Annotated in this window: 22 protein-coding genes; 9 read left to right on the top strand and 13 right to left on the bottom strand. The window is 64.4% G+C overall.

Going from position 1 to position 26,843, the window contains the following annotated elements; all coding sequences use genetic code 11:
* Positions 1 to 138: 138 nt before the first annotated feature.
* From LDO41_RS31690 to LDO41_RS31670, 5 genes are all read right to left on the bottom strand, one after another.
* Complete coding sequence (locus LDO41_RS31690) at positions 139 to 1,083, bottom strand: patatin-like phospholipase family protein (protein ID WP_223995432.1); 945 nt, start codon at positions 1,081 to 1,083, stop codon at positions 139 to 141.
* Positions 1,084 to 1,247: 164 nt separating this feature from the next.
* A complete protein-coding gene (cfa, locus tag LDO41_RS31685) occupies positions 1,248 to 2,498 on the bottom strand; it encodes a cyclopropane fatty acyl phospholipid synthase (protein ID WP_223995430.1) in 1,251 nt (416 codons plus the stop codon).
* Positions 2,499 to 2,775: 277 nt separating this feature from the next.
* Positions 2,776 to 4,452, bottom strand: coding sequence for a putative bifunctional diguanylate cyclase/phosphodiesterase (locus tag LDO41_RS31680; RefSeq protein WP_223995428.1), 1,677 nt, complete (start codon positions 4,450 to 4,452; stop codon positions 2,776 to 2,778).
* Positions 4,445 to 6,406 (bottom strand): PAS domain-containing sensor histidine kinase, encoded by a 1,962-nt coding sequence (locus LDO41_RS31675; RefSeq protein WP_223995427.1) that lies wholly within the window; start codon positions 6,404 to 6,406, stop codon positions 4,445 to 4,447. The genes LDO41_RS31680 and LDO41_RS31675 overlap by 8 nt, the downstream gene beginning before the upstream one ends.
* A 3-nt stretch (positions 6,407 to 6,409) precedes the next feature.
* Complete coding sequence (locus LDO41_RS31670) at positions 6,410 to 7,039, bottom strand: response regulator (RefSeq protein WP_223995425.1); 630 nt, start codon at positions 7,037 to 7,039, stop codon at positions 6,410 to 6,412.
* A gap of 752 nt (positions 7,040 to 7,791) precedes the next feature.
* Between LDO41_RS31670 and LDO41_RS31665 the strand changes: the two genes are divergently transcribed.
* Positions 7,792 to 9,591 (top strand): FAD-dependent oxidoreductase, encoded by a 1,800-nt coding sequence (locus tag LDO41_RS31665; RefSeq protein WP_223995422.1) that lies wholly within the window; start codon positions 7,792 to 7,794, stop codon positions 9,589 to 9,591.
* Between the two features lie 81 nt (positions 9,592 to 9,672).
* Here the strand turns inward: LDO41_RS31665 and LDO41_RS31660 are convergent, their stop codons facing one another.
* Positions 9,673 to 10,218 carry a ferritin-like domain-containing protein gene (locus LDO41_RS31660; RefSeq protein WP_223995420.1) on the bottom strand — a complete coding sequence of 182 codons (546 nt, stop codon included), beginning with the start codon at positions 10,216 to 10,218 and terminating at the stop codon, positions 9,673 to 9,675.
* A gap of 506 nt (positions 10,219 to 10,724) precedes the next feature.
* Here LDO41_RS31660 and LDO41_RS31655 point away from each other — a divergent pair.
* On the top strand, positions 10,725 to 11,714 hold the full coding sequence (locus tag LDO41_RS31655; RefSeq protein ID WP_223995418.1) for a Bug family tripartite tricarboxylate transporter substrate binding protein: 990 nt from the start codon (positions 10,725 to 10,727) through the stop codon (positions 11,712 to 11,714).
* A 73-nt stretch (positions 11,715 to 11,787) separates the two neighbouring features.
* On the opposite strand, the gene LDO41_RS31650 is transcribed toward LDO41_RS31655, so the two are convergent.
* Entirely contained in the window at positions 11,788 to 12,765 is a 978-nt protein-coding gene (locus tag LDO41_RS31650; RefSeq protein WP_223995416.1) for a hypothetical protein, read from the bottom strand.
* A 350-nt stretch (positions 12,766 to 13,115) separates the two neighbouring features.
* Here LDO41_RS31650 and LDO41_RS34290 point away from each other — a divergent pair, with 350 nt between their 5' ends.
* The 6 genes from LDO41_RS34290 to LDO41_RS31615 all read left to right on the top strand — a co-directional run bounded on the left by LDO41_RS34290 (position 13,116) and on the right by LDO41_RS31615 (position 18,885).
* A complete protein-coding gene (locus LDO41_RS34290) occupies positions 13,116 to 14,192 on the top strand; it encodes an alpha/beta fold hydrolase (protein WP_290370936.1) in 1,077 nt (358 codons plus the stop codon).
* 19 nt (positions 14,193 to 14,211) lie between these two features.
* Positions 14,212 to 15,051 (top strand): class I SAM-dependent methyltransferase, encoded by an 840-nt coding sequence (locus LDO41_RS31635; RefSeq protein WP_223995415.1) that lies wholly within the window; start codon positions 14,212 to 14,214, stop codon positions 15,049 to 15,051.
* 120 nt (positions 15,052 to 15,171) lie between these two features.
* The gene (locus tag LDO41_RS31630) at positions 15,172 to 15,648 is read left to right on the top strand and encodes a nuclear transport factor 2 family protein (RefSeq protein ID WP_223995413.1); all 477 of its coding nucleotides are present in this window, start codon (positions 15,172 to 15,174) and stop codon (positions 15,646 to 15,648) included.
* 239 nt (positions 15,649 to 15,887) lie between these two features.
* Positions 15,888 to 16,625 carry a glutathione peroxidase gene (locus LDO41_RS31625; RefSeq protein ID WP_223995411.1) on the top strand — a complete coding sequence of 246 codons (738 nt, stop codon included), beginning with the start codon at positions 15,888 to 15,890 and terminating at the stop codon, positions 16,623 to 16,625.
* Positions 16,626 to 16,733: 108 nt separating this feature from the next.
* The gene (locus tag LDO41_RS31620) at positions 16,734 to 18,149 is read left to right on the top strand and encodes a dihydrolipoyl dehydrogenase (protein ID WP_223995409.1); all 1,416 of its coding nucleotides are present in this window, start codon (positions 16,734 to 16,736) and stop codon (positions 18,147 to 18,149) included.
* A gap of 160 nt (positions 18,150 to 18,309) precedes the next feature.
* A complete protein-coding gene (locus LDO41_RS31615; RefSeq protein WP_223995408.1) occupies positions 18,310 to 18,885 on the top strand; it encodes a TetR/AcrR family transcriptional regulator in 576 nt (191 codons plus the stop codon).
* Between the two features lie 9 nt (positions 18,886 to 18,894).
* Here LDO41_RS31615 and LDO41_RS31610 read toward each other — a convergent pair whose 3' ends face one another.
* The 6 genes from LDO41_RS31610 to LDO41_RS31585 all read right to left on the bottom strand — a co-directional run bounded on the left by LDO41_RS31610 (position 18,895) and on the right by LDO41_RS31585 (position 25,479).
* Positions 18,895 to 19,977 (bottom strand): calcium:proton antiporter, encoded by a 1,083-nt coding sequence (locus LDO41_RS31610; protein ID WP_223995407.1) that lies wholly within the window; start codon positions 19,975 to 19,977, stop codon positions 18,895 to 18,897.
* 148 nt (positions 19,978 to 20,125) lie between these two features.
* Positions 20,126 to 20,812: an SOS response-associated peptidase gene (locus LDO41_RS31605; RefSeq protein ID WP_223995406.1), complete on the bottom strand. Its 687-nt coding sequence runs from the start codon at positions 20,810 to 20,812 to the stop codon at positions 20,126 to 20,128.
* Between the two features lie 73 nt (positions 20,813 to 20,885).
* Entirely contained in the window at positions 20,886 to 21,851 is a 966-nt protein-coding gene (locus LDO41_RS31600) for a Csu type fimbrial protein (RefSeq protein WP_223995405.1), read from the bottom strand.
* A complete protein-coding gene (locus LDO41_RS31595; protein WP_223995404.1) occupies positions 21,848 to 24,103 on the bottom strand; it encodes a fimbria/pilus outer membrane usher protein in 2,256 nt (751 codons plus the stop codon). Before LDO41_RS31595 ends, LDO41_RS31600 begins: the two co-directional genes overlap by 4 nt.
* Before the next feature lie 81 nt (positions 24,104 to 24,184).
* The gene (locus LDO41_RS31590) at positions 24,185 to 24,976 is read right to left on the bottom strand and encodes a fimbrial biogenesis chaperone (RefSeq protein ID WP_223995403.1); all 792 of its coding nucleotides are present in this window, start codon (positions 24,974 to 24,976) and stop codon (positions 24,185 to 24,187) included.
* On the bottom strand, positions 24,976 to 25,479 hold the full coding sequence (locus LDO41_RS31585; protein ID WP_223995567.1) for a Csu type fimbrial protein: 504 nt from the start codon (positions 25,477 to 25,479) through the stop codon (positions 24,976 to 24,978). The genes LDO41_RS31590 and LDO41_RS31585 overlap by 1 nt, the downstream gene beginning before the upstream one ends.
* Before the next feature lie 358 nt (positions 25,480 to 25,837).
* Here LDO41_RS31585 and LDO41_RS31580 point away from each other — a divergent pair, with 358 nt between their 5' ends.
* Positions 25,838 to 26,569, top strand: coding sequence for a BON domain-containing protein (locus tag LDO41_RS31580; RefSeq protein ID WP_223995402.1), 732 nt, complete (start codon positions 25,838 to 25,840; stop codon positions 26,567 to 26,569).
* The last annotated feature ends 274 nt before the right edge of the window (positions 26,570 to 26,843 follow it).

Below are 26,843 nucleotides of genomic sequence, written 5' to 3'. Positions count from 1 at the left end.
GAGTCGCGATATCGTGTGCAATGGGCAAAGTTAAGGGGCGTAGAGAACACATACGCGGCCCAGCGGTACGCGGCAACCGTGCAAGGTTGCCGCATCGCTTGTAAAGACTGCAGGCGGCCGAGACGGTCGCCGCGGGGCTCAGCCGTGGGTGTGCGGGTGCGAGTGCGCCTCGGTGGGGCCCGGTTGCGGGGGTACCCCGCCGATATCGGCACTGCAGCTAGGCGACGATTCGTCGTGCTCGTGTGGCTCCAGCGCACCCGGCACGCGGCAGCTGGACAGCCCATCCGCGCGCAGCCACGCGACCGTCGCGCTGGCGGCGCGATCGATCAACTCGCCGCAGCGGGTGTAATCATAGGGCGACACGTCGAGCGGACACAGCGGCGGCACCACGGCAATGTGCGCCACGTCGCGCCAGCGTTCGAGGTCATGCACGAGCTGGCGCGCGACCAGCAGCGACAACGCGTTGAGCGCGTGCTCGACCGCACCGCGCGGCGGCCGGCGTTCCGCACAGGCAAAGCCTGCGGGCAGCACGACGATGCGCGTCGCGCCCAGCCGCACCGCGGTGGAAACCGGGGTGTTGTTGGCCACGCCACCGTCGATCAGGGACCGGCCGTCCACGGTGACCGGCGGGAAGACACCGGGGATGGCGGCACTGGCGAGCACGGCGTCGACGATGCTGCCCGAAGACAGCACCACCTCGTCGCCAGAATGCATGTCCGTGGCCACCACATGGAGGGGCAGCGACGCATTCTCGACGCGCGAGTCGCCGAAATGGCGTGACAGCAGCCGATGCAGGCCCATCGACTCGACCAGATGGCCGCGCTTGCCACCGAGCATGCCGAACATGCTGCGCCATGACCACGGCAGAACTTCGGCGCGGCGGATGCCGCGCCACAGGCCCTCGAGCTTGGCGGTGCCCTCGGCGTGCGGATGGCAGGCGAAGTACGCGCCATTGATGGCGCCGGCGGACGCGCCGACCACCATATCGGGTTTCACGCCCCAGCCCACCAACTCGCGCAGCATGCCTACCTCGATGGCCCCGAGGCTGCCGCCGCCTGCGAAAACAAATGCGGTTTTTTCCATGGATCGTTGCGGCGCACCATCGCCCGCATGGCTTTCATGTTTGTCGTTGTGCGACAGCATAGGCCACTTCGGCGTTACCCAAAAGAGGGGAATGCCAGAGGCGGGCCATGGCCCACCAAAGACGTGGTGCGCTGACGACGACGTCCGGACGTCGTCAGGTCGTCCTAGCGCACCGAACGATAGGGTGCCTGGCGATCGCGGTGGGTCAGCACGACCTGCCACAACTGGCCCTGGCGCGAGCGGAAGAACGCGGCACAGACCAGCAGGTAGTACTTCCACATGCGAAAGAACCGCTCGCCGTACTTGTGCTGCAGCTGCGGCCACGCGCGCACGAAGTTGTCCCACCACACCATCAGCGTGCGATCGTAGTCGCGGCCGAAGTTGTGCCAGTCCTCGATCAGGAAGCGATTTTCGACGACATCGGCGATCTCGGTGGCCGCGGGCAGCTTGCCGTTCGGGAACACGTACTTGTCGATCCACGGATCGGTGCCGGCGCTGCGCACGTCGATGCCGATCGTATGCAGCAGGAACAGGCCTTCGGGCGCGAGCAGCCGCTGGGCAGTATCGAAGTACACCGGGTAGTTCTTGGGGCCGACGTGTTCGAACATGCCGACGGACACGATCTTGTCGAACTGGCCGTCGAGCTCGCGATAGTCCTGCAGGCGCAGATCCACGGGCAGGCCCGCGCAGCGCTCCTGCGCGAGCGCGAGCTGTTCCTTCGAAATGGTCACGCCGGTCACGTGAGCGCCGTAGTGCTCGGCCGCAAAACGGGCCAGCCCGCCCCAGCCGCAGCCGATATCGAGCAGGGTCTCGCCGGGCTTGAGCTCGAGCTTGCGGCAGATCAGGTCCAGCTTGGCGTACTGTGCTTCCTCGAGCGTGGTGGCATTGGCCCAGTACGCACACGAGTAGATCATGCGCGAGTCGAGCATCGCCTCGAAGATGTCGTTGCCCGCGTCGTAATGTTGCTGCCCTACCTGAAACGCGCGGTTTCGCGACTGCAGGTTCATCACGCGGTGGCGCATATGTTCGAACAGCAGCCGCGCGCGGGCCCGGCCCACGGCGGCCGATTCGATGTTGGTCGTGAGCAGCCGCGTGAATAGCCCGTCGAGGTCGTCGCACTCCCAATCACCGTCCATGAACGCTTCGCCGAAGCCAAGCGACCAGCTGGTCAGGATGCGATGGTAAAGACGGGGATTGACGACGCGGATGTCCCAGGGGCGGTCGCCGTTGAGGCGGACGTCGGCATGCGCAAGGATGTCGACGATGACGGAAGGCGGTTCGGTACTGGCAGCGGACGCTCGGGGAGGGGAGGCCGCCTGGCCCGATAACGTGGATAACGTCTGTGGGGGTACCAGCGAGCTGGAAACCGTGCCTGGCGGCGTTGCCGATTGAAAGTCTGCTTGCCCGTTTTGCATCGGAACTTCCTCCTGAAGCGGAAACTTCGACGACGTGCGGCCGACAGAAAACAATGCTGCAGCCGCGCCAACTATGCCTTTGTCGCACAACCTCTGCTTAAAAGTACGTCAGGATTCTCATATCCGCAACGTAGACCTTGGTATGAAAATGCAAAAACGCCCGCTCTCCTGCTGGGGGGCAGCGGGGGCGGGCGGCAGGTCTGCAGAGGGTTGGCAGCCATCGAGCCGAGGAGCGGCCGGCGTTTAGGGTCCGTTTGGCGACATATACGGCGACATATCAGCAGTGGTTGCGCAGGAAGCTTTCGGCCGTGGCGGCGGGCACCGGTCGGCCATAGACGAAGCCCTGCATCTCGTCGCAATTCAGGGCGGTGAGCCAGTCGCGCTGCGCGCAGGTCTCCACGCCCTCGGCCAGCACGGTCAGCCCGAGGTTATGGCCGAGGCTGATCGCGGCCTGCACCACGCTGGCGTTGCGCGGGTCGTGGGCGATGCCCTGGATAAACGCGCGATCGATCTTGAGCCGGTCGATCGGCAGGCGGGTCAGGTAGGACAGGCTGGAATAGCCGGTGCCGAAGTCGTCGATCGCGATGCGCAGGCCCAGCCCGCGCAATTCGTTGAGCAGCGCGATGACCTTGTCCGCGCGCTCGAGCATCATGCCTTCGGTAATTTCCAGTTCGATATCGGTAGGGGCGACACCGGTCTCGTCGAGGATGCGGCGCACGCCGGCAAGGAAGCCCGGATGCTGGAACTGGCGTGGGGAGATGTTGATGGCCACGACGATCGGACAGCGGAATTTCTGGCGCCAGAGATGCGCCTGCGTGCAGGCCTCGCGCAGTACCCAGTCGCCTAACGCAATGATCTGCCCTGATTCCTCCGCGAGCGGGATGAAGTCCGACGGCGAGATCGAGCGGCCATCGTGCTGCCAGCGCAGCAGGGCCTCGAAACCCGCGAGCTTGCCGTCGCGCAGCCGTTGCTGCGGCTGGTAGTGCAGCGTCATCTCGCCGCGCTCGATCGCGCGGTTCAGCGCCGCTTCCATCCACAGCTTCTCCGAGCGGATCGACTGCAGGTCCGGGCTGTAGCGCACGTGCGTGTCGCCGCCATAGGCCTGCGCGGCCTGCAGCGCGGTGCTCGCGTTGCGCAGCAGTTCGCCGGGACCACCCGCGTCGGCGGGTGCCTCGGCGGTGCCCAGGCTCATGCTGAGGAACACCTCGCGGCGGTTCAGCACGAACGGCTCCGCCATCGCCGCCTGCACCGCGAAGATGGCCGCGGTCAGGTCGTGGTGGGTGCCTTTGCCGATAAACAGCATGCCGAGCTTGACGCCGTCGAGCCGGAACGCGCGGCCGCGATGGAGGCGCGAGGCGTGCGCAATGCGCTCCGCGCACATCGCCATCAGGCGGTCCGCGGACGCAAGGCCGAGTTCGGCCGCGACACGTTCGAAGCGGTCGATCGACGCCAGCACCACGCTGTAGCTGCCGTGCCGCGCGGCCTGGATGGCGGCATCGAACGAACGTCGATTGGGCAGGCCCGTCAACGGGTCGTGATCGGCCTGATGCACCAGCTTGTCTTCGAGCCGGAAGCGCGCGCGCACGTGGTGCAGCATGAACAGGCCGGTCAGGAACGTGCCGACGATATAGACGTGGAACTGCCGCGTGATGGAGGTCAGGCGCTCGCCGGCGTCGCCATCGGCGGCCAGCAGCAGTTCGCGTGCCTCCATTTCGAGCCGCAACAGCAGCAGCGCGCCGGACAGCACAAGGCCGATCAGTACCGCATAGACGATGGCACGATCGTAACGGCCAAACAGACGGGCTTCGAGGCTGAACCTGTCGCCCAGATGACGCGCCTTGGCGGGCGCGGCAAATGGGGGCGTAACGGGGGATGCGACAGGGGCGGCCTCGACGGTGGCCTCCGGCGTTGCATCGGGCGGCAGATTGCCGCGGGCGTGGGTGACCTCATTCATGCGTCGGATGCGGGATGACCGCGCGTATGGTGGTGCCGGCGCCTGGGGTCGAGGCGATCTCGAGCGTGCCACCGACCATCAGCACGCGTTCCTGAATGCCCATGAGCCCGAACGAGCGGGGTCGCTGTACCGACGCATCGAACCCGACACCGTTGTCCTCCACCTCCAGCACGTAGGCGTCGCATTGGTCTGCGCTGACGTCACCGTTGAGATAGCCGACAATGTCGCCGCTAAAGTCGCCACGCTCCGCGCGGCGGAACACAACCCGGACCTCGGTGGCCTGCGCATGGCGGGCCACATTGCGCAACGATTCCTGCGCCACCCGGAAGAAGGTCATCTCGGCCTTGTCACCGAGCTTGATGTCGGGCACGCGAATATCCAGTTCGCACGGGGATTCGGTGCGCGCGAGGAAGTCCGCCACCAGCCACTCGAGGCCGGGCAGCACGCCCATGTCGAGCACCGCCGGCCGCAGCGAGGCGATCACGTTGCGCACCGATTTGATGGCGGTATCGACGGACCCGATCATCGATGTCGTGCGCGCCTGCAATCCGTCCACCTGCGCGCCGAACTCGGAGCCGAGCACGGACAGGTTCATGCGAATCGCCAGCAGGTACTGTGCAAGGTCGTCATGGAGCTCGCGCGCCAGGTGCTTGCGTTCTTCCTCGCGCACGGTCTCATTGCGGTCCGACAGCCGGCGCAGCAGCTGACGCGACTCTTCGAGCTGGCGCTCCGTTTCCTTGAGCGCGGTGATATTGCGGCTGATAGCCAGTGCACCCACGGTTTCGCCCTCGGCATTGCGCTCAGGCACCGCATGCACTGCGAAATGCACGGAGCTGCCGTCGGGCGCGCGCCAGCGGCCGAGAATCTGCCGGGGTATGCCGGTGCGCATGACGTCGAGGATCATGGCGCGATATTCCGGCGCGGGAATGTCCGCGCTCCAGCCGTGATCGAGTGGCATGCGAATTGCCGATTCGGTCGGAATGCCGCTGTGCCGCGCATGCGCGGGATTCACGTAGAGACGACGGCCGTCGGTGTCGTAGCGGATGATGCCATCGGGCAGGTTCTCGGCAAGCGAGCGGAACTCGGCCTCGCTCTTGCGCAGCAGCTCTTCGGTCTGGCGCTGGCGCGTGATGTCCACGGTGGTGCCGATATATTCGACGGGGCGTCCCGCTTCCCACTGGATGGGCCGGCCCACACCCCGGACGTGGCGAATGGCCTGGTTCGGCAGCCGGATGCGGTATTCGCACTCGAACCCGCGATGCGCCTGCACCGCGCGGCTGACCACGTCGCGCAACCGTTCGAGGTCTTCCTCATGGATGCGCTCGAAGATCGCGTCGCGCGCTGGGGTCTCGAAGCCCGGATAGAAGCCGAAGATCCGGAAATTTTCATCGGACCAGGTGAGCTTGCCGTCGATCAGGCTCCAGCGCCAGCTGCCGGTGCGGCTGATCTTCTGCGCCTCGCGCAGGAATGCCTCGCTCCAGCGCAGCCGCTCGTTGAGCATCTCGCGCTGCGTGCTCTTGCGCTCCAGCGCCTCGTTCGCGCGCATCAGGCACTCGTTGCTCTCGATCAGGTTCTCGTTTGCCGTCTTGAGTTCGCTGACCGCGCGATGATGCGACGCGCACAGGCGGATCACGCACGTTGCGGCGGCGATAAAGGCAACCAGCCGCGGCAGTTCGGCCAGTTGCGCGCCGAACAGATGCATCTCGCCCACATAGAAGTAGTCGAACGACACCACCGACAGCAGCAGGCCGAACAGGCCCGCCAGCGCGCCGCCGTACCACGAGGCGAACAGCACCGAGAGCAGCAGCAGTGAGGCTGCCGGCGGCTCGCCGCGCGTGGCCACTGCCGCCAGCAGCGTGAGCGCGGTGGCCACCGACGCGGCGGCCAGCGCAAACGCGCGGGGCATGTCGCGCAGCGGCGGCATCGAGAGATTGGCAAACATCTGGAAGGTCATCGGCTAGCGCACCAATCCGTGGTTCACCGCGTAGCGCACGAGCTCGGAGTTGTTGCTGATGCCGAGCTTCTTCATCAACCGCATCTTGTGCGTGCTGATGGTCTTGGCGCTGAGCGCATACGCCTCGGCGATCTCGTTGATGCTGCTACCGCCAGCCAGTTGCTGCAGGACCTGGAATTCGCGATCGGACAGCAGCCGGTGCGGCGGCGCATCTTCGCCGTTGACGTGGAAAATCATCGCATCGACCAGCGACGGATCGATGAATTTGCCGCCGGTCGCCACCTTGCGGACACCCGCGAGCAGCACGCCGGGATCGCTGTCCTTGGTCATATAGCCGGTGGCGCCGGCACGCAGCGCGCGCGAGGCGAACTGCCCCTCGTTGTGCATGGTGAGAATCAGGATGCCGAGCGACGGGTGTTCCGAGCGGATACGGCGAATCAGATCCGTGCCGGAGATGCCCGGCATCGACATGTCCAGCAGCAGCACGTCCGGCACCGCCTCGCGCAGGCGCGCGAGCACCTCCGGCCCGTCGGCGGCTTCGGCCTGCACGACGATGTCGGACGTGGTGGCAATGATTTGCCGCAACCCGCTCCGCACGATGGCGTGGTCGTCGGCAATAAGGATCTTGATCATCGAAATCTCGGAATTCCGCACATCAGGTAACGCCGCGCGGATGGCTTGCGGATTTTCGCAGACGCACGGCTTTGCCGACAATGTTCATTAGCTATCGCTGGGATTGAAAAAATCAATGTGATTAGCCGCTGTGGAATTTCCAGTCAGGGATAACCGTCGACGCCAGCATTATTCCCTTGTCGACCGCAATTGGCGCGTGCGCGATCCCCACGCTTGCGCGGATGCACGATCACGTGCGGGGCCGTGACCATACCGCAACGCCTGTGGCAACGCCGAGGCAGCAGGGTGGCTGGGGAAATTCCGGAAATCCGGAATGAGCGATGCGACAAATATCCAATACACATCTATATGAAGCGGGGACGGAAAAATTCAACTTTGCGGCACCGTGCGATTCTTATGCGTGCATAAAAATTAATCGCGCCCGATGAAGGCGCGATTCTCACATGGACGGCGTTGGCGCAAATATCGGGATATCCGGTTTCGGCTGTAGGAAAATCCTTACCATTGATCGCACGGCGATATGGTGCAATTAACGGCCTTGAATTGCGACCGTCCACCTTGGGTTGGCTTGCAGATTGGAGGGTAGTATTGCGCACATTTATAGTCGATTGCTGCATATGCACATTCTGGGAGTGCGTAGCGCTCGCAGGAGGGCTACTATCGATAGGTTGCGACGGTTTGCGCGCAGCATCTTTTAACCTTTCGTGACGCTTGCACTGACGGGCGCGCGCGCATCCTTGCCAGGGGGAAGCATGGAGATCACGCAGGACGACCGAGAGTCGGTCGGCGACACGGATGTCGGCGACACGGTAGTGCAGGCGGCAGCGTTGCAGCCGGATGCGGAGCCCGTTGCCGGGCTCGAAACGCCGTTCTCGGTATTTACGACGCGCCGCCACCAGATGTTCCCCACGCTGAGCGCGGCCGAGATCGAACGCGTGCGCCGCTTCGGCACCGAACACTCGTGGCGCAAGGACGAGATGCTGTTCCGCATTGGCGAGAAGGGCCGCGGCATGCATCTGATCCTGTCAGGCCGGGTGCAGATCATCCATCGCGACGGTCTGGGCCGCAGCAAGCCGATCATCGATGAAGGTCCGGGTCAGTTCCTGGCCGAAGTCGGGCAATTGTCGGGCCGTCCGACGCTGGTGGATGCGCTGGCGCTTGAAGACAGCGTCGTGCTGGTAGTGCCGCCCGAGCGGCTGCGCGCGTTACTGGTTGCGGAAGCGGATCTGGGCGAGCGCATCATGCGTTCGATGATCCTGCGCCGCGTGGGCCTGATCGAGAACGGCAGTGGTCCGGTACTCGTGGGCCGCGGCACGGAGCCGCTGCTGCTGGCGCTACAGGCGTTTCTGCGGCGCAATGGCTATCCGCACAAGGTGGTCGACGTGGAGGTGGATCGCGATGCGATCGGCCTGCTCGACGTCAGCAACGCCCCGCAAAGCGATTTTCCGATGGTCATCTGTCCGGATGGCAGCGTGCTGCGCGCGCCGGACGAGGGCCAACTGGCGTCATGCCTCGGCATCGTGCCCAATTTCGCCGAAGACCATGTCTATGATGTGATCGTGGTCGGCGCGGGTCCGGCCGGCCTGGCCACCGCCGTGTATGCGGCATCCGAAGGCTTGTCGGTGGCGGTGATCGATTGTCGTTCGCCGGGCGGCCAGGCCGGGGCCAGCGCGCGGATCGAGAACTACCTCGGTTTCCCTACGGGCATCTCGGGCCAGGCACTGGCCGGCCGCGCGTTCGTGCAGGCGCAGAAGTTCGGCGCGCACGTGGCGATTCCGCTCGAGGTCAAGGCGCTGCATTGCGGCGACAGTCCGATCCAGATCGAGCTCAAGGATGGCCGCAAGGTGCCCGCGCGCACGGTGGTCATCGCCAGCGGCGCGCAGTATCGGCGTGCGGACATCGATTCGCTCGATCAATACGAGGGTCGGGGCGTCTACTACTGGGCTTCACCGGTCGAGGCCAAGCTGTGCAAGGACGAGCATGCGATGCTCGTCGGTGGCGGCAATTCGGCGGGGCAGGCCGCGGTCTACCTGGCATCGCATGCGAAAGAGGTGCATATCCTCGTGCGCGGCGAAGGGCTCGAAGCGACGATGTCGCGCTACCTGATCGATCGGCTCAAGGGTCTGTCCAACGTGCATCTGCACACCCATGCGCAGATCACCGGGATGGAGGGCGAGGGCTGGCTGGAGACGGTGCGCTATCGCGAGCGGGCGAAGGGCGAGGATGCGCTCTCTGCCGCCATGCGCCACGTGTTCCTGTTCATCGGCGCCGCGCCCAATACCGAATGGCTGCGTGCGTGCAATGTGCGGACGGACGAAAAGGGCTTTGTGCTCACGGGCACGGCCGCGCGCAAGAAGTGCCAGATGGGCGAGGACGGCGGCATCTACACGCTCGAGACCAGCGTGCCGGGCGTGTTTGCGATCGGCGATGTGCGCTCGGGTTCGACCAAGCGTGTCGCCGCGGCGGTAGGCGAAGGCGCGGCCGTGGTTGCGCAGATTCACAGCTTCCTCGCGGAAGCCGAGCGTCGCGAGGCATTGGTCACAGTGGCCTGACACGCAGCGCGTTTGAGTAACGAAACAAGGGGGCTGATGCCCCCTTGTTTCGTTTACCGCTCGCTGCTTCGGTACGCCGCTTCAGTGGTTCGTGCTGGCGGCGGACAGCAGATCCGACATATCGTCGGCATGCTCTTCTTCGACCGCCAGGATTTCTTCCAGCATGCGGCGCGTGGTTGGATCCTTGTCGGCCAGGTACTGAACGATCTCGCGATAGGAATCGATCGCGATGCGCTCGGCTACCAGATTCTCCTTGATCATATCGGTCAGCGACGCGCCCTCGACGTACTCCGCGTGGCTCCGCGTCAGCAGACCCTCCGGCGAAAAATTCGGCTCGCCGCCGAGCTGCACGATTCGCTCGGCAATCTGATCGGCATGCCCCTGTTCTTCATTCGAATGCGCGAGAAACTCGGCCGCAACGCTCTTTGACGTCGGCCCCTTGGCCATGAAGTAGTGGCGACGATAGCGCAGCGTGCAGACGATCTCCGTCGCGAGCGCATCGTTGAGCAGGTTGATCACCGTGGCGCGTTCCGCGTCATAGCCGGCTGTGACGGCACCGTCATCGATGTGCTGGCGGGCGCGCTCTCGCAGAGTCTTGATATCCGTCAGGAACGGTTGGTCGGACATGGCTGCTCCTTTACTTTACTTGTGGGGTTTTGGAAAGCAACCACAGGGGAACGCAGAATGCATGCCAATGAAAACATCGCGTTTTGCGGCGATTTCGCGCGGAGTGCGTGACGTTTTTACATGCTCGCGTTGCAAGCCTTTCTTTTTTGCACAAGCGGGAAATTTCCCCGCGCCTGTGCACGATTCCCCGTCATGGACAGGCGTTGAACGGCGTTTTTTTGACCACGTAAGCGATGGCGCGGAATTGATAATGAGCGATTCGGCGCGAGGTGGCGTCGGTGCTGGTTCTCCGGTTTGCCGAGTCCCATCGGGCGACGTTCGGGCAAAACTCCGGCATGGAATTTTGTTGCGTATATCGTGGTGCATGCAGAATTGCACGACGGTTGAGGCCGGTCTGAGACAGCAAACCATGGGTCAAGGACTAGTTCTTCGCAAGCACGTTTCTCGGCTTTCTTCTTACGATGGTCCTGTCGTCGTGTCCTGTCGTGTCCATCTGAGGAAACACCATGAAACCCCCACTACGCCGTACCTTCTGCCAGTGCGGCATCGCCGCGCTTTCGTGTCTCTTTGCGTGGGCGCCCGCCGCGCAGGCTCAAAGCTTTCCAACGAAGCCGGTGGTGCTGGTGGTGCCGTTTCCCGCAGGCGGCGCTGTTGATATCATCGGACGCGTCGTGGGCAAGGCGCTTGGCGATACGATCGGGCAGCCCGTGGTCATCGAGAATCGCGCGGGGGCGGGCACCATCGTTGGTGCGGGGTATGTCGCGAAGGCGCCTGCGGATGGCTATACGTTGCTGATCAGCTCGGGGTCGACGTTCACGGTCAATCCGGCCATCAAGTCGAGCCTGCCGTATGACCCGATCAAGAGTTTCGAACCGGTGGGGCTGGTCACACGGGTGCCGTTGATCATCGTGGCCAATCGATCGGTGCCGGTGGACAACCTGAAGCAGATGGTCAGCGCGGTCAGTGCGGCCCCGGGCAAGTACGTGTACGGATCGTTCGGCACCGGTACCACCGGGCATTTCGCGGGAGAGACGTTGCTCAATGCCACCGGCATGAAGATGCAGCACATTCCCTACAAGGGCAGCGCGCCCGCGATCGCCGATCTGATCGGTGGGCAGATTCCGTTTTCGGTCGATACCGTGGCGGCGTCGTTGCCGCATATCCGCAGCGGCAAGCTCAAGGCCATCGCCGTGACGGGTGCCACGCGTGCCTCGTTGCTGCCCGACGTCCCTACCGTCGCGGAAGCGGGCTATCCAGGCTTTGATGCCGACTCGTGGGTGGCCATCGCCGCGCCACGCGGCTTGCCCGCCGAGGTCAAGGCGAAACTGGAAAGTGCGGTGGCCAAGGTGATGACCGACCCCGAGGTCAAGCAAAAGCTGCTGGCCAATGGGCTCGAGCCGAAGTACGCGCCGGCCGAACAGGTGGCGGCAATGATCGACAAGGAACTACCCCGCATGCGCATGATCGCGCAACGGGCGGGTATCCGCGAGGACTGATCCGGACGAGCCGTGGGCTGGCACTCCGCTCCCGCGCCTGCCTGCAGCGGAAGCGGGGCGCCAGCCGGGCTCGTCAGGCCGCCATCGCCGGCACGGGAGCACCCTCCGCCGGCATTGCGTACAGCAGCGGCGCCATGGCCGCATCGATGCAAGAGCGTTGCGCTTCGGTAGTCAGTTCCCCGAGCAGCTTGACGAACCGCGGCTCCAGCATGCCCGACACGAAGTAGGTCCAGCGGTACGCCTTCAGCACGACATGTTCGACCTCCGCCGCGTGCGGCGCATGGTCGGCACCGCGGATCGTGCGCATGAAGTACGCGGTATCGGCAGCGGCCTGGCGCTGCAGGATCTGGTCGAGCGCGCCGACGATCTGGATCATGTCGGCCACGCCCGCATCGCGCTGCAGGTTCGTCAGCTTGGCGTTCTCGCGCGCCCATTCGAGCTCGTCGAGAATCGCGTGCTGCGATTCCTCGCGCCAGTGGAACATGAAGATGTCCTTGAACAGATCCGACAGATCCGGCGCGGTACCGATGCTGGCGCGGTAATGCGCCTGTGAGACCAGTTCGATATGGCAGGTCAATGCCAGCACGGCCCAGGTTTCCTTGCCCAGCACGAACTCGGCCACCTCGTTGGCATCCGGTACGAACTGATAGCCCTCTGGCATGCCTTCGGCGGCCAGCAGCTCAACCCGGCGAAACAGCTCCTGATGCTTGAGCTCTTCATCCGTAAAGCGCACCAGCGCCTCGAGCGCGACCTGATCGCCGAACCAGTGATCGCGCGAAATATCCAGCACCTTGGCACCGACAAAGCGCTCGACCAGACGAAACATGTTGGCGTAAGTACGACCTTGCACCTGGCTCAGAAAGCGCTGCTCGGCAGCGGACAGAAACGGCAACTCGTTGACGAGCGAGAGGCCGTCGGGCAGAAACTTGTGGGCCAGATCGAACTTGCGCTGACGGATAACATCCTGGTCGATGTCCCAGCGAATGCGCCGCGAGGCGGCGATACAGCGGGCATAGCGTTGTGTGTCGGTTGGCATCGATGCGACTTCCATTTGCGGGACTCCTGTTGTGTAAAGACGTCCGTGCAGGACGTGCCGTAATGATTCCAGCGAGCGCGTGTCCGCACATGAGGCGCGTGTCCCGGGCGGCGGGATTTGCATGGTGTTGAGGCGTCCCGACCCGGGACGACGGTCCCGCTTGCGACCCATGTTAGGCAGACAGGACAATCGGAATTTGCCGTCGAGCGCGGCGGCGGCGTCGTTCGCACGGACCAAAAATGGCAACCGGGGCGGCGCACCGTGCATTTGTCGAGACTTCCGTCCTCGCGCGCGTGCGCGCATTTGCCTACTCTGGAAATGTCACCCAAGCGTCTTCCCGCAACCTGCCAGCGAAAAGTCGCCCAATGCCGACGCTCAAGCAGCAGATTCGCCTATGCACCAGCCTCGATGGTGTGAGGCTCGCCTACGCCATCTCTGGTAGCGGCCCGCCGCTCGTCAAGGCCGCGAACTGGATGAGCCACCTCGAGTTCGACGTGGCCAGCCCGGTGTGGAGCCACATGATGTGCGCGCTGTCCGAGGCCCATACGTTCGTGCGCTACGACGAGCGCGGCTGCGGCTTGTCCGATCGCCACGTGGAGGACCTCACATTCAATGCGTGGCTGCGTGACTTGGAAACGATCGTCGATGCCACCGGCGTCGATCGCTTTCCGTTGCTCGGCATCTCGCAGGGGGCGTCGATCGCGGTGGCGTATGCGGTCAAGCATCCCGAGCGCGTCTCGCACCTGATCCTGCACGGCGGCTACGCGCGCGGCCGGCTCAAGCGCAACCCGACGCCCGAGATGCGCGAAGAAGCCGAACTGATGGCGCGCCTCGCCGAACTGGGCTGGGGACAGGAGAATCCCGCGTTCCGCCAGTTCTTCACCACGCAGTTCATTCCCGGCGGCACCGCCGCGCAGCACCGCTGGTTCAATGAGCTCGAACGTGTTTCCACCTCGCCGAGCAACGCGGCGCGCTTCATGCGCATCTTCAACGACATCGATGTGGTGGAACTGCTGCCGCAGGTCAGCTGCCCGACGCTGGTCTTGCACGCGGTGCGCGACGCGCGCGTGCCATTCGACGAAGGCCGCCTGATCGCCAGCATGATTCCCCACGCGCACTTCGTGCCGCTGGAGAGCGGCAATCATCTGCTGCTGGAGGACGAACCCGCATGGGAGCGCTGGCTGGATGAGGTGCGCGCATTCCTGCCCGCCACCGATGCCATCGACGATCCGGCTTTCATGACACTGACGCGGCGCGAGCGCGATGTGGTGGTGCTGATCGCGCAGGGCCGCGACAACGCGCAGATTGCCGCGCATCTGGGCCTTTGCGAAAAAACCGTGCGCAACCACATCACCAATATCTTCTCGAAACTGGAAGTTGAAAACCGCTCGCAGGCCATCGTATTGGCGCGCGAGGCCGGCTACGACGGTCGCCACCCATGACATCGAAAGGACGATTCCCATGACTAACACTTCCACGACAGGCCAGGACGCTCCGCAGGTAGATTTGGCCGCGCTCAAGGGTCGCCAGCAGGCGGCCTGGGCCAGCGGTGACTATGCGGTGATCGGCACCACGCTGCAGATCGTCGGCGAGCAACTCGCCGAGGCCTGCGACCTCAGATTCGACGAGAGGGTGCTCGATGTCGCCGCGGGCAATGGCAATGCGACGCTCGCTGCCGCGCGTCGCGGCTGCAAGGTAACTTCCACGGACTACGTCGGCACGTTGCTCGAACGGGGCGCTGAACGTGCACGCGCGGAACGCTTCGAGGTGCGGTTTCAGGAGGCCGATGCCGAAGCACTGCCGTTCGACGACGCCAGCTTCGATGCGGTGCTGTCGACGTTCGGCGTGATGTTCGCCCCGGATCAGCCGCGCTGCGCGGCCGAGATGATGCGCGTTTGCCGGCCGGGCGGCCGCATCGGACTGGCCAACTGGACGCCACAAGGCTTCATCGGCCAGGTGTTCAAGACGCTCGGCGGCTATGTACCGCCACCGGCCGGCGTGTCCCCGCCCTCGAAATGGGGCGTGGAGGAGCACCTGCACGCGCTGTTCGACCCCCATGGCGCGACCATCGCCGTCACGCCGCGCAAGTTCCGCTTCCGCTATCGCTCGCCGGCGCACTTTATCGAAGTCTTCCGCAACTGGTACGGCCCGGTACACAAGGCCTTTGGCGCGCTGCCACCGGATCGCGCGGACGGCCTCGCGCGCGATCTCACCGACCTGTTGAACAGCCTGAACGAGGCTGGGAAGGACTCGCTCGTGGTGCCGAGCGAATACCTCGAAGTCGTGGTGACGAAACGCTGAGCAAAGAGGCCTCTTGACATACAGATCTGTCTATTTAGAATAGTAGACAGGTCTGTATCATTTCTGCAGTCCGCGTAGAACATCCCATCACGCTTTGCCCATCCAAAAGGAGTTCCTGTCATGTCGAATCCGGAAGTTCGCCAGCCTGTGCCGCCGTTTACGCTTGAAAGCGCCATTGCCAAGGTCCGTGGGGCCGAAGACGGCTGGAATAGCCGCGATGCCAAGAAAGTGTCGATGGCTTATACGGTCGATAGCGCATGGCGCAATCGCGCCGAATTCGTGACTGGACGCGACCAGATCGTGGAATTCCTCACGCGCAAGTGGAACAAGGAACTCGACTATCGCCTGATCAAGGAGCTGTGGGCGTACGAAGGTAACCGAATCGCCGTACGCTACGCCTACGAGTGGCATGACGACTCGGGTCATTGGTACCGCTCCTACGGCAACGAGAACTGGGAGTTCAATGAACACGGCCTGATGCAGCGGCGTTTCGCGTGCATCAACGACATGCCGATCAAGGAGTCCGACCGCAAGTTCCACTGGCCGCTCGGACGCCGCCCTGACGATCATCCGAGCCTGAGCGACCTCGGTCTGTAAGCCCTGCCGAGGGGTGCGCATCAGGGGACGGCTACGGCCGTCCTTTTGCTTTGTCTCCGATCCTTTGGGCCCGATTGTCGATGCCTATCACGTCAGAATAGTAATTATCAATCGGTTGGGTTGAAACGATGAATTGTACAGATCACGTGAGTCTCGGCAGAATGAGCTCCATCGCTGCACGACAAGCGAAACCAACCAACCGACAACGCTTCAACGACTGAAACCAAGGAGTCATACCGATGCTGCAACCCCGTGAAGGCCAACGCGTACCTAACGTGACTTTCCGTGTTCGCGAGAACAATGAATGGAAGAACGTGACCACTGCCGAGCTGTTCGAAGGCAAGAACGTGGTGCTGTTCTCGCTGCCGGGCGCCTTTACGCCGACGTGCTCGTCCACCCACCTGCCGCGTTACAACGAACTCGCGCCGGTCTTCGCCAAGCATGGCGTGGATGCCATCCTGTGCGTGTCGGTCAACGATACGTTCGTGATGAACGAGTGGGCGAAGGACCAGGAGTCCGAGAACATCGTGATGATTCCCGACGGCAATGGCGAGTTCACTGACGGCATGGGCATGCTGGTGGACAAGGCCGACCTCGGCTTCGGCAAGCGTAGCTGGCGCTATTCGATGTACGTGAAGAACGGCGTGGTCGACAAGATGTTCATCGAGCCGGAAGAGCCGGGCGACCCGTTCAAGGTGTCGGACGCCGACACGATGCTGGCCCATATCGCGCCGAACGCGGCCAAGCCGGACCAGGTGGTGGTGTTCTCGAAGGTGGGCTGTTCGTTCTGTGCCAAGGCCAAGCAGCTGCTGAGCGACAACGGCTACGAGTACATCGACGTGCCGCTGGAGCACAAGGTACGCGGCAAGGTGCTGGGCGCCATCTCGGGCAACATGACCGCGCCGCAGGTGTTCATCAACGGCAATCTGATCGGCGGTGCCGAAGCCGTTGAGGAGTATCTGAAGAAGGCAGCCTGACCCGCAGCCTTTAAACCGGCTCCAACTCCCTGAAGGACCGCTTGCGCGGTCCGGCAATTGCCGGACCCGATGGCACCGTTTTGCCTGAAAAAGGACAGGTACGAGAACATGACCACCATCCAGACCGATGTCGCCATCATTGGCGCAGGCACCGCGGGCCTTGCCGCTTACCGGGCCGTCGTCGCGGCAGGCAAGCGCGCCGTGATCATCGAAGGCGGCCCTTATGGCACGACCTGCGCCCGCGTGGGCTGCATGCCTTCGAAGCTGCTGATCGCCGCTGCCGAGGCCGCTCACGAGGCGCGCCATACGTCGGCATTCGGCGTGCATATCGATGGCGAGATCCGCATCGATGGCCGCGAAGTCATGGCCCGGGTGCGTGGCGAGCGTGATCGTTTCGTAGGCTTTGTGGTGCGCAGCGTGGAGAATATCCCCGAAGCCGATCGCATTCGCGGCTACGCCACGTTCGTCAATGACAACGAGTTGAAGATCGATGACGGTACCACCGTGCGCGCCGGCCGTGTGGTCATCGCCACCGGTTCGAGCCCGGCCGTGCCGCCGACGTTCTCGGTGTTCGGCGATCGCCTGATCGTCAACGATGATGTGTTCGCATGGGACGATCTGCCGGCAAGCGTAGCGGTGTTCGGTCCCGGCGTGATCGGCCTCGAGCTTGGTCAGGCATTGTCCCGCCTCGGCGTGCGCGTCCGCGTTTTCGGCAAGGGCGGGTCGGTCGGTCCGCTCACGGATCCCGCCATCCGCGCGTATGCCGAGCAGGCGTTCAATCAGGAGTTCTCGCTCGATACCGATGCCAGAATCACCGACATGCAACGTGATGGCGACGAAGCCGTGATCTCGTTCGTCGATGCCGCCACGGGCAACACCCTGACCGAGCGCTTTGCCTACGTGCTGGCTGCAACCGGTCGCACGCCGAACGTTGCGAAGCTTGGCCTGGCCAATACGAGCGTGACGCTCGACATGCGCGGCGTGCCAGTGTTCGATGCCGAAACGCTGCAGTGCGGCACGGCGCCGATCTTCCTCGCCGGCGATGCCAACAACATTCTGCCGTTGCTGCACGAAGCCGCGGACGAAGGCCGGCTGGCCGGCGAGAACGCCGCCACGTGGCCGCAGGTCAAGGCGATCTCGCGCCGCGCGCCGCTGGGCGTGGTGTTCTCCGATCCGCAGATCGCGATGGTGGGCAAGCGTCATGCCGACCTCGATGAGGGCACGTATGTGACCGGCGAGGTCAGCTTCGAGGACCAGGGGCGCAGCCGCGTCATGCTGAAGCATCGCGGTCTGATGCATGTGTATGCGGACGTCGAATCGGGGCGCTTCCTCGGTGCTGAATGGATCGGCCCGCGCGCGGAGAACATCGCGCACTTGCTGGCATGGTCGTATCAGCAGGGGCTGACGATCACGGAGATGCTGGCGATGCCGTTCTACCACCCGGTGGTGGAAGAAGGGCTGCGTACCGCGCTGCGCGATGCGGATGCCAGGCTGGTTCAGGCACGCGTCAAGCTGGCCGCCTGATGGTCAGGTAGCAGGTCACCAGGGGTCTGGTGGAAGGCCGGGTGTCGCGCAAGCGCATCCGGCCTTCGTCTTATTTTTACGGTCTGATGACAAACGAGGCCCGCAGTAGACAGAGCTGTCTTCTATAATGCAGGCATTCGAATCATAAGATTCCATGCAAATGGCTACGCAATCGGCCCGGGACCGTATTCTCGACACTGCCGCGCGGCTCTTCTACCGCGATGGCTACCGCGCCACCGGTGTGGACAAGATCATTGCCGAATCGGGCGTCGCCAAGATGTCCCTGTACCGGCATTTCCCTTCCAAGAACGACCTGATTGCCGCCTATCTCGAACGTCGCCACGATTTCTGGATGGGCTGGTTCGAAGCCGCGGTGACGCGGCAACTCGCGCTACGCCGCAATCTGGATGTACTGGCCGACGCATTGGCGGAATGGTTCACCAGCGACGACTATCGCGGTTGCGCGTTTATCAACGTGGTGGCGGAAGTCGGTGGCGGTGCGGGAGAGGCCCCGCGTCTGCTCGAGCATGCGGTCTCGCACAAGGCCTCGCTCGAGGATTACCTGACCCAGCTAGCCGGAGAGCTGGGCCTGACCGACCCGCAACAGGTCGCGGCGGAGGCCATGCTGTGCGTCGAAGGCATGATCGTGCGGTATCAGATGCGCTCCGACGAGGAAGTCATTACCGCGGGCCGCCGGTTGCTGAACCGGTTACACAAGGATTCGGCCCGTCAGTAATACGGTCCATCACGGCACGATGGTCATGAACAGGTAGGCGGCAAAGATCACCAGGTGCACCACGCCCTGAAGGATCGTCGTGCGGCCCATGCCTAGCGTCAGCGACGAAACGATCACGGTCAGGAACAGCAGCACCATCTCTTTCGGGCCGAGCCCGAGTTCGAGTGGCCGGCCGATCGCGATGAATACCGCGGCCACGGTCGGAATCGTCAGGCCGATACTGGCCAGCGCCGAACCCAGCGCGAGGTTCAGGCTGGTCTGCAGACGATCTGTCTGCGCGGCGCGCAGCGCGGCCAGGCCTTCCGGCAACAGCACGAGCGCGGCGATCACCACGCCAACCACGGCGGCCGGGGCGCCAGCATTCATCACCGCGGCTTCCACCGACGGCGACAGCATCTTGGCCAGTGCCACCACCGCAATCAACGCGACGATCAGCAGGCCGCCGCTCATAGCCGCCACGCGCGCGGGCGGGGGTGGCGCATGTTCGTTCTCGTCGTTGGTGCCTTCGGCCAGAAAGTAGTCGCGATGCCGGACGGTCTGCACGAATACGAAGCAGCCGTACAGCACCAGTGACATCGCGCCCGAAAACGCGAGCTGCGACGGCGACAGGACCGGGCCGGGCGTCGTGCTGGTGAAATTCGGCAGCACCATGGTCAGCACCAGCAGGGCCACCAGCACGGCCATCGCGGCATTGGCACCGGGCGCCTGGAAAGCCTGCTCGCGATGATGCAGCGCGCCGACGAACAGGCACAGGCCCACGATGCCGTTGCAGATGATCATCACCGCGGCAAACACGGTATCGCGCGCGAGGCCGGCCTTTTCCGGGCCGGCGGACAGCATGACCGAGACGATCAGCGCCACTTCGATCACGGTGACGGCGATCGCGAGCACGAGCGTGCCGAACGGTTCGCCGACCTTGTGCGCGACCACCTCGGCATGATGGACCGCGGAGAAGACCGCGCCGGCCAGCGCGATCGCCATGATCGTAATGATCCAGCCCGACAGGGGCAGGGCAAGGCCAATGCCAAAGGCGACCCATGCCGCAATGGGGGCTCCGATGGTCCAGGCAGGCAGTTTGTTCGGCGTCGCCATGCGTTGATGTTTCTCCTTGTTATGTGTCGCCCCGCACGCCACGTGATGTGCAGGGCTCACTGCATTGTGCAGCAGATGCCGGCGCAGGGATAGGTGCGCGCGGGGCTCAGCGTGAGGTGATGCTCGGTTGGATGCTAAGTTGGGACGCTCAGTCCGAGAGCGGAATCGGTGCCCCCTGAACCTTCGGCGCCGGTTCGGCGGCCATCTGGTCGGACGGGTAAAGCCGCAGAAAGGTTCGCGCGATTTCAGGATTGCGACAACTCAGCCAGTCGTCCCACTGGTCGCGCGCGACGATCACGATGCCGCGCTTCTCGTCGCCAGGGCGGTGGAAGCGGTCCAGCACGCCGTGCCCATCGGCATTGACCGTGAGCATCGTGAACGAAGGCTGGCCGGGCGCATCCGGCAGATCGGGCCAGTCACGCCAAAGGCCGGCCACCGCGAACGCCTCGGCGTCGCGCAGCCATACGCGCCAGCGCACGGGCTTGCCCGGCGTGACAGGGGTGGCGGATTCAGGATAGGCAAATTCGTAGAAGGCAGTCAGCGGCACGAGGCATAGCTGCCCCTGGCGCCAGTAGCGCGCGAAGGTCGGTCGTTCCCCGACGGTTTCACTGCGCGCGTTGGTGGTGTCGTAGCGGCGCGCGCCGGGCGGTGTGCGTTTGCGCGGCACCATGCCAAACGTCGCCAGCACACTTTCGCGCGCGCCGTCGGTGGTCTGGCGCACAATCGGCGCCGCATAGTCGGGATAGGTCTCCGCGCGAAACAGATCGGGGGGCGGCTCGACGCCGAAGATCTCGCGCAACAGGCGGCGCTGGACCGGTGCGTAGTTCGTGCACATCGATGGCTCTCCCGAAGACGCGATGGCGCAGGGCTTTATCGTCCGCGCATCGGTGTGGATCGTCAACCGCGCCTCAATAGGTAATCGTCACGGTCACCGTGTCCTGATACGTACCGGCCTGCGGTGTGGTCTGCGCGGGTACGCGGCCATAGAGGTTGATGATCTGCGCGGTGCCTGTGCCGGTACCGCTGACCGTGAGTGTGCCGGCAGTGCCATCGCCCCAGAGTTCTGTCCGCGCGGCATTGCGAAACAGCTGATAGCCGACCGTCTGCGTGCCGCTGACCCGCGTCATGCGGCGCGCGGCGACCGTCGCGCCGGTGCCGATGCCAGCGTTGAGCGCGATCGAATACGGCGCGTTGAGCGTGCAGCGCACCGAGAGCGAGCCATTGGCATCGAGCGCGGCATTGAGGACGCCGGCCGTGCCGAAGTCGAGCGTGTTGGCGGTGATCACGCAGTCGTTGGCGACCGTGGCGGTGGCGGTGAAGGTGATGGGAATGCTGGGACTCGCCAGCGTTGCGCAATCGGGCGCGGGGATGAGCAGGCCGTACTCGAGGTAGGTGACCTCCGCATTGAGTCCGCTGAAGGTGGAGGTGTAGTTGCCAGCGATGGCGGTCGACTGGTTGGCGAACAGGCGCGCGAAATAATTCGCCGTGGCCGTGCCATTGCCGAGCAACACCGGAAAGTCCAGCATGATCGGCGCGAACCCGGCGGTACTGCGCGCACCCCATGGCGTGGTGTAGCTGTCCGAGTAGATATTGAATTGCAGCGGCCGCGTGCCGCTGAGCATGATGCGTGGAGACACGGTGGTGCCGCCCGCACCGGTACCGATATTGATGCAGGTACGCACGCGTGTGGACACCGAGATACCAGTGCAATTGATCGTAATGCTGCCGTTGACATCGACGCTATTGCCCGACACCGGGCTGTAGCTGCCGAACGTGACCGAGGGCGCGGTGGCGGTGCACACGGCATGCGCCTGCGACATGCCGGCGCATAGCGCCACCAGCATCGTCAGCAGACAGAACAGGCGCGCGCTCATGGCGGGCTGCCGACGCAGGCGATCGGGCCCAGTCGTGGCAGAGGATCGCTGCTCGCGGCATAGCGCAGGCGCGCGGTGCAGGGGCCTTGCTCGGGATCGGCGCGGAACGTGTTGTCGTCGCGTAGCGATTCGAAGAACGCGAGGCCATCGTAGCCCACCACGGTGCGATCACCGCTTTCCACGTGCAGTACTGCGGTGCCGGCTGTCAGTGGCGCGCCGGCAGCATCGGTCAGGACCACCTGGCCGCCACGGAACGACTGGATCGAGAACGCTGCCACCGCGCCTGACTGCAGCGCGGGTGCAATCGACAGGCGCGTGGAGCTCAGGCGCGTGTTGATCGGCAGGTTCAGTGCATCGATCTCGATGCGGTTCGCATCGTATGGCAGCAGGTTCGGCACGAGGAAGTGACCGCCGCCGTCGGTGGTGCCGATGCGGCGGTTCTCGACCAGCACGGGCAGGTCGGGCACGCCGCCAGTGGAGACCAGCGCGAAGCTCTGATCGATGCGGCGCCCGGCCATCACGGTGCCGTCCATCGCCACGAGCGAGCCGCTGGCGCCGAACGCGGTGGTCACGCGGCCCTGCAGGTCCTGCACGGCGGCATAGGCCTCGCCATAGCGTCCGCGCAGGTTGGTCTGCGCAAAGCCACGCCACATGTCGCCACCGCGCTGGCCGCCGACCTGCCAGCCCCAGCCGCCTTCGTAGGGCACGGTGTGGCTGACCGCGCCGATCATGGTCGGGTTGCCGCCTTCACGGCCGACCGTGGAGGAGGCCGTGGTGGCGTTGTCGATCAGGAAGGTCAACGACAGCGACACGCCATACGACGAGCCCGCGGCGAAGTCGCGGTACGTGCTGGCCGTGAACGCGGCGCGCCGCCCGAGCTGCGCGGTCCACGCCAGCGAACCGATGCGCGCGGCGCCATAGATCGGGTCCGACAGATTGACGTAGCTCGCGGCGACATTGCCACTGCGGCCGAGCGGCACCGACACCGTGCCGCGATACAGTGCGCTCGGCATCGGCGCGCCAGTACTCGCGGCCAGATCCTTGTAGTCACCGAATGCGCGCGTGCCCTGTACGTCGATGCTGAACGCGGGCGTGCGCCATTGATAGCCGAGGCCAAGCTGTTGACCGCCCGATGCGCTGGTGCTCGTGGACAGGTTCAGCACGCCCGTCAGCGGTAGTTTGAACAGCACGCCCGCGCCCGCTATGCCCACGCCGCGCGAGGCCTCACCATGACCCTCGAGCGTGATGGCATCGCTCAGACCGTAACGCACCGAGCCGCTCGCCGCGGGCGCGGTGTCATAGCGGAACGAATCGATCCCATACGAGGTGCGCGCAAAGCCGGCCTCGAACGAATAGTCGAACAGGCCCTTGGCCAGCAAGCGTGAATCGATGTACAGCGGCACCGTGGTACTGACGTCGCGGCCGAGCGCATCGCGCACGACGATGGTCGCCTGACCCGCGCCGCTCAGTGCCGGCGCGTTGTTGATGACGAACGGGCCGCTTGGCACCTGCCCGGTGTACTGGCGCACGTTGTTGATATACAGGTCGACCGCGCCCGGCACGGCAGCCGAGCCGCCGAGCGCGGGCAGGGGATAGGTGATCAGATCCGGCCGCAGACCGAAGTTGCGCCGAATCTGGATGCCGCCGATGCGCACCGGCCGGCTCCATGGCAACGCGCCCGTGATCGCATCGCCGATCTGGATCGACTGCAGGCCGGTGGGATCCGCGTGGCTCCACGACGTGTCGAGCCGTAAGTAACGGTTGTTGCCGTTGTAGAACGTCGAGACGCCGGTGTTGCTGAACACACCGCCGGGATGAAAGAACCGCTGCTCGGTGTACAGGCCGAGCTCGTTGCCGGTGTCGGGCTGCGCGTAGGCCTCGTAGTTGAGCACGAAGCCATAGCCGTGCGTGACCGGTGGCCGTACCCGTCCACGCGTGCCGAGTTGCGCCGGCAGGCGCTGGCTGTCCTCGACGTTCAGGTAGACGCGCTGCATGCCCGGCTCATAGCGATAGGTCACGCCAGGCAGGCGATCGAGCGGGACCATGCCGTTTGGACCGGCCAGCGCGGGGTCGGCGCGCAAGCCGAGCTCGCCCAGTTCCTCGATCGGCGTCGATAACGCGCCACCGTTTTCTGCAAAGCGCGCGACCGCGCCGGTGGTCACACCGTTGAGCATGACCTCGAGATATGTGGTCTGGACCGGCGAGGCGGCCCCGTCGTCGGCGTGCGCGGTGGGGACAAGCACGAATGCCATGCAGACCATCCAGCCCAGCCGGGCTCGCCGGATTCCCCATGTCCCCCAGGTCGGAAGCGCGCGGCGGCATGCCATGCGTTCCTAGGGGCGGCCAGCCGTGACCGGCAGGCTTTGCGGTTCGCCGTTGACCGCACCGTCGAGCCGCATGCTGCTGGCGGGCGCGAAATTCGCGGGTAGATTGATCTTCCAGATGCGCATCGCGCCGGGCAACGCGTAGCCGAACAGACCACTGGCGACGTTGATGCGTTGCCCCGCGTTGACGAGCGCGATATCGCTGAGGCGCGCATGACGCTGGCCCGCATTGCGTACCGACAGGATCCAGCCGCGCTTGTTATTGCCGTCGCTATTGCCATCCTCGTTGCGCCAGAGATGCATGACCAGCCGCGGCGGTGCGGTGTTGGCCGGCGTGCCCGCGAAGACCGGCACCGAATAGCGCAGTTGCAGCTTGACGCCGGAGGCATCGGGCACGGCGTCCGGCACTGGCAGTTCGTCGATCAACAGGCGATACGCGGCCTCGCCACCGGGCCGGTCGGACGGCGTGGCGGGTGCGGGACGCACGATGCGCACGAGTTGATCGGCCCCGCCCTGAATGCGCACGATCGGCGGGCTGGCTACCACTTCCTCCGTAGCACCAAGCGCGTCGTTGCCATCGTCCTGCGTCCAGCGGTACACGCGTACCTGCGCGTGAATAGGAGTATTGCCCTGATTACGCAGGGTCAGCGCGGCCGCACCCGCGCCAGCGGGCAGGTCGATCCGTACCGGCGTGATTTGAAGCGAAGTGGCGTGCGCCGGGCAAACCGCTGCCAGCGCGGCCAGCGCCAGTGCCGGCAGCGTTGCGGAACCCGGACGCCGCCGTGTGGCGGCGCGGCGCATCAGAAGTTGATCGTCGCCGTGACCGTGGTGGTGTACGCGCCCGCGCCAGGCGTCGTCTGCGTAGGCACGCGCCCATACATCGTGAGAGGTTGCGCGGTGCCGTTACCGGTGCCACCTACGGTGTCCGTGTTGGGCGTGTTGCCCCAGATCTGCGTGCGCGCGGCGTCGCGATAGATCTGGAACTGCACCGTGGCCGCAGTGGGGCCGGTCATCAGGCGGTTGGCGATGGTGCTGCTGGCGGTGGTGCCGCCATCGAGCCCCACCTGGTACGGGGCGCCGGTGCTGCACGTGACCGAGACCGTCGACGTCTGATCGACGTTGGCCGCGAGCACACCGGTGCTACCGAAGTCGAGGTCGCTCGCGGCGATCGTGCAATCGTTGGTCAGCGTCAGCCTGACGGTGAAGGTGGTGGTCTTGGTCGCGGCGCCGAGCCACAACGGGAACGCGGACAACGCTGCAAACGCGGCGATGCGCAGGGAAAGGCGGCGAGACGGTCGTTGCATCATCGAAGGGTTCCGTTACAGCCGATGAAGTGATGGTATCGAGCGCCATCGTCGTCGCCACAGGATTTACAACGTTCAATTAATTTTAATTCACTGACGCAGTGATCTTAGTATCACTGAACTCCATCCGATATGCGGAAACCGTTACGGGGATTGGGTTTCCGGGTCGTGGGAGCATGTGTCGCGATGTCTCGGAGTGAGCACGGCAGAGGTTTAGGGCACCCGTTCGGTTGTAAGTTGCGCGGCGATGAGCAGTTGTTTGAAACGTGATTCGACGGTCTCGGCTGGACCCTTCTGTCTCGATTTCTATAATCGATTGGATGCTTCCCCGTCGAATTTTTCCCCAAAGGAGGACATCATGCCTAGCAATGAAACGGTGTTGACGCAGGCGCGCGCCGCGCTTTCACAAGTACCGTATCAGGGCCGCCAGCTGCATCCCGCGATCCATCTTCGGCTATCGGACGGGGCGCTCATCCTCGAGGGGGAAGTGGGCAGTATCGTGGACAAGACGCGTGCGGCGGCACACGTGCGCCGCGTGGACGGCGTGAGCGCCGTGATCGATCACCTGCGCGTGACCGATGGCGCGGTACCGGTTGGTGACGGTGCGTTGCGCGACGCCGTGTGCGAGCGTCTGCTCAATGCGATCGACTTTCGCAACTGCCGCATCTGCGCGCATGTGAAGGGCCATGTGGAACCTGTGCGCGAAGCGGTGGGCGAGCGTAGCGGATGGATCGAGGTGGCGGCCAGCGGTGGCGTGGTCACGTTGCGCGGCAATGTCATCAGCCTCTCGCACATGCGGCTGGCCGGTGTGCTGGCCTGGTGGTCGGGTGGTTGCCGTTGTGTCATCAACGAGATCGTCGTGGCGCCCGCCGAGACCGATCGCGACGACGAGGTCACGGAAGCGCTGCAACTGGTGCTGGAGACCGATCCGTTTGTCGATGCGAGTCGTATCCGCGTGCGGACGGAGGGAAGGGTGGTGACGCTGGACGGCTACGTGACCAACGAAGGCACGCGCCGGCAGGCCGAGCGCGATGCCTGGTACGTCCAGGGCGTGGAGGACGTGGTGAACCGGATCACGCTACAGAGCTGAGTCCGAACTAACATTCGGAGATATCTGATTCACAGGAGGCGAGGCAGAGCGAAGAATGGTTGCTGTCATGTCCATCAGGCATGACGTAAATCGTTCCTCACAACAATATGAATACTCTCCTCACATTCCTGCCATGGCTCCTGAAACTTTCCAAGCTGCTCAAATTCTCGCCTTACCTGCTGGTCGTTCCGATATCGGTGGTCAATCTGACTACCGATATCGAGGTGCGATGTCAGCATGCGTGCCCGAACCCCGGGCATAAGCCTTCCCCGGA

The sequence above is a fragment of the Cupriavidus pampae genome, from assembly GCF_914271485.1.
GTDB classification, from domain to species: Bacteria; Pseudomonadota; Gammaproteobacteria; order Burkholderiales; family Burkholderiaceae; genus Cupriavidus; species Cupriavidus pampae.
Note: the sequence above shows the minus strand (reverse complement) of the source record. Positions and strands in the feature narration are given on the sequence as shown.

Coding starts and splice junctions, on each gene's coding strand:
- LDO41_RS31690 (WP_223995432.1), bottom strand. CDS start 1,083: ATGGAAAAAACCGCATTTGTTTTCGCAGGCGGCGGCAGCCTCGGGGCC.
- cfa (WP_223995430.1), bottom strand. CDS start 2,498: ATGCAAAACGGGCAAGCAGACTTTCAATCGGCAACGCCGCCAGGCACG.
- LDO41_RS31680 (WP_223995428.1), bottom strand. CDS start 4,452: ATGAATGAGGTCACCCACGCCCGCGGCAATCTGCCGCCCGATGCAACG.
- LDO41_RS31675 (WP_223995427.1), bottom strand. CDS start 6,406: ATGACCTTCCAGATGTTTGCCAATCTCTCGATGCCGCCGCTGCGCGAC.
- LDO41_RS31670 (WP_223995425.1), bottom strand. CDS start 7,039: ATGATCAAGATCCTTATTGCCGACGACCACGCCATCGTGCGGAGCGGG.
- LDO41_RS31665 (WP_223995422.1), top strand. CDS start 7,792: ATGGAGATCACGCAGGACGACCGAGAGTCGGTCGGCGACACGGATGTC.
- LDO41_RS31660 (WP_223995420.1), bottom strand. CDS start 10,218: ATGTCCGACCAACCGTTCCTGACGGATATCAAGACTCTGCGAGAGCGC.
- LDO41_RS31655 (WP_223995418.1), top strand. CDS start 10,725: ATGAAACCCCCACTACGCCGTACCTTCTGCCAGTGCGGCATCGCCGCG.
- LDO41_RS31650 (WP_223995416.1), bottom strand. CDS start 12,765: ATGGAAGTCGCATCGATGCCAACCGACACACAACGCTATGCCCGCTGT.
- LDO41_RS34290 (WP_290370936.1), top strand. CDS start 13,116: ATGCCGACGCTCAAGCAGCAGATTCGCCTATGCACCAGCCTCGATGGT.
- LDO41_RS31635 (WP_223995415.1), top strand. CDS start 14,212: ATGACTAACACTTCCACGACAGGCCAGGACGCTCCGCAGGTAGATTTG.
- LDO41_RS31630 (WP_223995413.1), top strand. CDS start 15,172: ATGTCGAATCCGGAAGTTCGCCAGCCTGTGCCGCCGTTTACGCTTGAA.
- LDO41_RS31625 (WP_223995411.1), top strand. CDS start 15,888: ATGCTGCAACCCCGTGAAGGCCAACGCGTACCTAACGTGACTTTCCGT.
- LDO41_RS31620 (WP_223995409.1), top strand. CDS start 16,734: ATGACCACCATCCAGACCGATGTCGCCATCATTGGCGCAGGCACCGCG.
- LDO41_RS31615 (WP_223995408.1), top strand. CDS start 18,310: ATGGCTACGCAATCGGCCCGGGACCGTATTCTCGACACTGCCGCGCGG.
- LDO41_RS31610 (WP_223995407.1), bottom strand. CDS start 19,977: ATGGCGACGCCGAACAAACTGCCTGCCTGGACCATCGGAGCCCCCATT.
- LDO41_RS31605 (WP_223995406.1), bottom strand. CDS start 20,812: ATGTGCACGAACTACGCACCGGTCCAGCGCCGCCTGTTGCGCGAGATC.
- LDO41_RS31600 (WP_223995405.1), bottom strand. CDS start 21,851: ATGAGCGCGCGCCTGTTCTGTCTGCTGACGATGCTGGTGGCGCTATGC.
- LDO41_RS31595 (WP_223995404.1), bottom strand. CDS start 24,103: ATGGCATTCGTGCTTGTCCCCACCGCGCACGCCGACGACGGGGCCGCC.
- LDO41_RS31590 (WP_223995403.1), bottom strand. CDS start 24,976: ATGCGCCGCGCCGCCACACGGCGGCGTCCGGGTTCCGCAACGCTGCCG.
- LDO41_RS31585 (WP_223995567.1), bottom strand. CDS start 25,479: ATGCAACGACCGTCTCGCCGCCTTTCCCTGCGCATCGCCGCGTTTGCA.
- LDO41_RS31580 (WP_223995402.1), top strand. CDS start 25,838: ATGCCTAGCAATGAAACGGTGTTGACGCAGGCGCGCGCCGCGCTTTCA.